Source organism: Candidatus Sodalis sp. SoCistrobi (genome assembly GCF_900143145.1).
Classification (GTDB): domain Bacteria; phylum Pseudomonadota; class Gammaproteobacteria; order Enterobacterales; family Enterobacteriaceae; genus SoCistrobi.
On sequence record NZ_FRDB01000254.1, the window covers coordinates 1 to 3,826 of the forward strand.

The 3,826-nt window shown below is 53.9% G+C and carries 3 protein-coding genes and 2 pseudogenes; 2 read left to right on the top strand and 3 right to left on the bottom strand.

Annotation, left to right across the window (positions count from 1 at the left end; genetic code table 11):
* On the top strand, window positions 1–1,360 hold a 1,360-nt coding region (locus CINSTRO3249_RS13840; protein ID WP_254304262.1), incomplete at its 5' end, for a flagellar biosynthesis protein FlhF.
* Window positions 1,361–1,377: 17 nt separating this feature from the next.
* Here the strand turns inward: CINSTRO3249_RS13840 and CINSTRO3249_RS16840 are convergent.
* The 3 genes and pseudogenes from CINSTRO3249_RS16840 to CINSTRO3249_RS13850 form a co-directional block, all read right to left on the bottom strand.
* A pseudogene (locus CINSTRO3249_RS16840) lies at window positions 1,378–1,467 on the bottom strand (glutathione S-transferase); the annotation flags it as partial.
* 22 nt (window positions 1,468–1,489) lie between these two features.
* Window positions 1,490–1,969, bottom strand: a complete 480-nt coding sequence (locus CINSTRO3249_RS13845) for a GNAT family N-acetyltransferase (RefSeq protein WP_074013697.1) — start codon at window positions 1,967–1,969, stop codon at window positions 1,490–1,492.
* Complete coding sequence (locus CINSTRO3249_RS13850; RefSeq protein WP_074013698.1) at window positions 1,969–2,961, bottom strand: Gfo/Idh/MocA family protein; 993 nt, start codon at window positions 2,959–2,961, stop codon at window positions 1,969–1,971. The genes CINSTRO3249_RS13845 and CINSTRO3249_RS13850 overlap by 1 nt, the downstream gene beginning before the upstream one ends.
* A gap of 419 nt (window positions 2,962–3,380) precedes the next feature.
* Here CINSTRO3249_RS13850 and CINSTRO3249_RS16290 point away from each other — a divergent pair.
* Window positions 3,381–3,677, top strand: a pseudogene (locus CINSTRO3249_RS16290) (beta-glucosidase); the annotation flags it as partial.
* Between the last annotated feature and the right edge of the window lie 149 nt (window positions 3,678–3,826).

Below are 3,826 nucleotides of genomic sequence, written 5' to 3' on the forward strand. Positions count from 1 at the left end.
CATAGGTATCTACACATTTATCGTGATACCTGTTATTACTTTGCAGAATGATTTCAACCTATCTGTTGGCGGGATTGACTCTCGCCTTACCCGCCGATATCAGACGCTGGTTAAACAGCATATGACGCCCGCGGCTCTTCTTGCTTCTGCGGTTAAAGACCTCGCAAGTGCTCAAAAATCAACTTTCGCAACTACCCAAGCTGTCTGGCGTTTTCTGAATAATAAGCGAATTAGCTTCAGTCAACTCAATGAGCCAATTATTTCGCTAGCACTTGAGCAAATTTCGCTTAGCCCGCATCCATACGCTCTCGTTGTTCATGATTGGTCACGTTTACAATTTCTTTACCATCATGCCAAATACGGACGCTTAAAAATGACGCACGGTGGCGATGTTGGATATGAACTTCAAAGCAGCTTGCTGGTTGATGCTGGCACGGGTTTGCCAATAGCGCCTCTATCTCAGACACTTACCGATGCAACCGGTTGTCATTCAACGTTGGCGGAAGGACTGTCCGAACGGCAGACACATATGGACGCCTTGACGACCGATATTGCCCGTGTGGAATCGCTTAATATAGGTAAAAAGCTGATTCATATAATTGATAGAGAGGGTGACTCTATTGGACATATGCGGACGTTGAGTACTCAAGGAATATGCTGGCTTATCCGAGGAAAAGAAGGACATGGTGCAGAGTGGCAAGGTAATTCATTGAAAATTGGTGAGATTGCTGCTCTTCTGCCATACAACGGATGCGGACAGGTAGACTGGAAAGGGAAAAAAGCTGATATGGAAATCAGTGAAACCTCGATAGTCATAACCCGAGCTGCGCAGCAGAAGCGTAAAGATAAAGAAACCGGCCGCCGCATAAAAATCCAACCTGGAGAGCCTCTGACGGTCAGATTGGTTGTTGTTCGGCTTACGGATGATCTCGGTAATGTGGTGGGACGCTGGACGCTGCTTACAAACGTTTGCAGCGAGATCACCTGCGAGGAAGTAGCTCGTTGGTATTACTGGCGCTGGAATATTGAATCATTTTTTAAGTTGCTGAAAGGTGCCGGACATGACGTAGAAACATGGCTTCAGCGCAGCGCGCCAGCCGTACTACGCAGGTTGTTAATAGCCAGTATGGCTGCTGTTCTGGTATGGCGGCTGCAACGCGCTGAAGGAGAAGAAAATGCGGCAGCCCGCCAGCTGATATGTCGCTTGTCAGGACGACAGCAAAAGCGAGGCCGCAGAGAGAGCGCTCCTGCTCTGCTCGCTGGCCTATCCATCTTGTTGAATACACTAAAATTATTATCGGAATATAGTCTGGAAGAACTTACTCATTTAGCGAGAGTTGCTCTTAAGCCTCCTCCCTGATGTGTAGATACCTATGCCTCGAAGGGCACGTCCAGCGCTTTCATCAACACCCACGGCCGTAATGACCAAGACGAGTAATTTTTATTGGCGATATGCAGTTGATACATCCTTGCGTACTCCCTTGAGGGGTTAAAAACCGTGCGCCGACGGACAGGTCGACAGCGTCACCCGGAAACGGGGCATGCGCAGGCCCGGCACCGTGACGGAATCTACGCTGCCTTCCTGGCGCGCGCCCATACGTTGATAAAAGCCGGCGGCCAGCGGATCGGCATCGATCAACAGCCGGGTGGCGCCGGCGCGGTGTGCCGCTTTGATAGACCAGCCGAACAAGGCCTTGCCGATCCCCGCTTTTTGTCGCGCGGGCGAAACAAACAAGCGCGCCAGGAAAGCCTCTTTGTCATCCACCTGCAATTGGGCGACCCCCAGCAGTTGGCTATTGCTTTCCGCCACGCAAATCAGTGAATTTTCCATATCGGCGGGCCGGAAGGTCAGCTCCTGCCGGCAGCATTGCATAATCGCATCGTCATAACCCCATAACGCCTTGGATTGCAGACAGAGCTCAGTGAGTTGGGCCAACTCCTCAATGCGTGCTTCTCTGAGCTGATGCATTACTCTTTCCTCTCATGCTGTTGGTAAATATGCAAGATGAGCTCGGTGGCGCGCCGGGCGTCGTCGGCGGCGGCCAGCGGCACAGACCCGCGGGCGACGGCCTGCTCGAAATCCGCCAATATCGCCTGGTGACGACGGCTATCGTTAAGCGTGGCGCTGCTGGCGCCGTTATCCGCCACCGGCGGAGGCGGGTGCGCGGGATTATCGATACCGTCGATATGCCAAACCTCGATGCAATCGTTGCTGAGCGTAAACGTCCCTTTCTCACAGCACACTTCCAGCCGCGGCGGGTAGCCGGGACGTGCGCAGGTGGAGGCCACAATGGTGCCTATCATGCCGTTGTCATAACGCATGACCACGGCGCCATGGTCTTCCGCCTCCATACGGTGGGCGAACGTGGGCAGCTCGCTGTGCAGCTGCGCGGGCATGCCGAACAGCCAAATATAGGTGTCAATGGCGTGGCTCGCCTGCTGCATAAACACGCCGCCGCCGTCGAGCCGATAGCCGCCGCGATAATCGGCGCTATCATAATAGGGCTGGTCGCGCCAGAAACGGCAACTGAGATCGGCGGAGTAAATTTGTCCCAGCGCGCCCCGCGCCAGCAAGGCTTTAACGGCCAGATTATCTGGATAGCTGAGGCGCTGAAAGCTGACCGCCAGAGTGACACCGTGCTGGCGGGCGGCGTCCATCATGCTGTCCATGGCCGCGACCGTGATAGCCAGCGGCTTTTCCACCAAAATATGCTTGCCCAAGCAGGCAGCCTCGATAGCGCTTTGCGGATGGAGCCCGTTTGGCGTGGCGATAATCACCGCGTCAAAGGGTTCATCGACGTCAGCAAGGGTCGGCCAGCAAGGCAAAGATGGCTGGCCGGCCGGACCATGACGGGTTTGCCGGCGGGAAATAAACCCGGTCAGTTCACATCCCGCCACCGCCCGCAGCGCATCGGCGTAGGTGCCGCTGATATTCCCCGTACCCACAATGACATATTTCATACAGTCTCGGTGCCTTATGGTGATTACAGACCCGATCATCCCTGAAACGATGCCCCCGGCAGAAGTGACCCGAGTTCCCTTTTCCTGTAGCGGAGGCGACGGATGCCGTGAAGCGGCAATCGTAAAGCGCGGTATAGACGAAAAACACTTTGTTACAGGGTAAGGCAGTATTGCAAAGCTTCCGGCGCTTGCCAAGCGCCCTGGACAGAAGGTGGCGGCGGCGTGCCAAGACTGCCGGTCGCGACCGGGGACGGGCCGGGACCCAGGAAACAATCCGTTTCAATAAATCTGCTGCAGGCTTTATGCTGTGTGAGTCGCTATACTCTTGTAATGCCACATTTATGGCATAGTAGCGCCTTATTTTTTTCGTGACCGGAACGTTCCGTGCCGGCTGGCTTTCGCGATTGTGAGAAACCTTTATGAGATGGCTTTGGTCATTTGGCCTGATGCAGGCATGTGTCGTCGCTCCCGCTTTGGCGGATAATAATAATTTACTTCCTTCTCCTCGCTTACCCCGTGATGCCTTCGTCAATGCGCTATTGGCGAAAATGACCACCGAGGAAAAAATTGGCCAGTTGCGCTTAATCAGCGTCGGGCCGGACAATCCCAAAGACGCCATCCGTTTGATGATCCAACACGGCCAGGTGGGCGGTATCTTTAATACCGTTACCCGCCCGGATATCCGCGTCATGCAGGATCAGGCGATGCAGTTAAGCTGAATCACCCCGGATAAATTAGTGAATCACCCCGGATAAATTAGAGTCTATACTTTAAAAGTGGAGGTCTCTATGACAACGACCAAACGTTACTCTCCGGAAGTCCGTGAACGGGCAGTTAATCTAGTGCTGGAAACTCAGCATGAGCA

Coding starts and splice junctions, on each gene's coding strand:
- CINSTRO3249_RS13845 (WP_074013697.1), bottom strand. CDS start 1,969: ATGCATCAGCTCAGAGAAGCACGCATTGAGGAGTTGGCCCAACTCACT.
- CINSTRO3249_RS13850 (WP_074013698.1), bottom strand. CDS start 2,961: ATGAAATATGTCATTGTGGGTACGGGGAATATCAGCGGCACCTACGCC.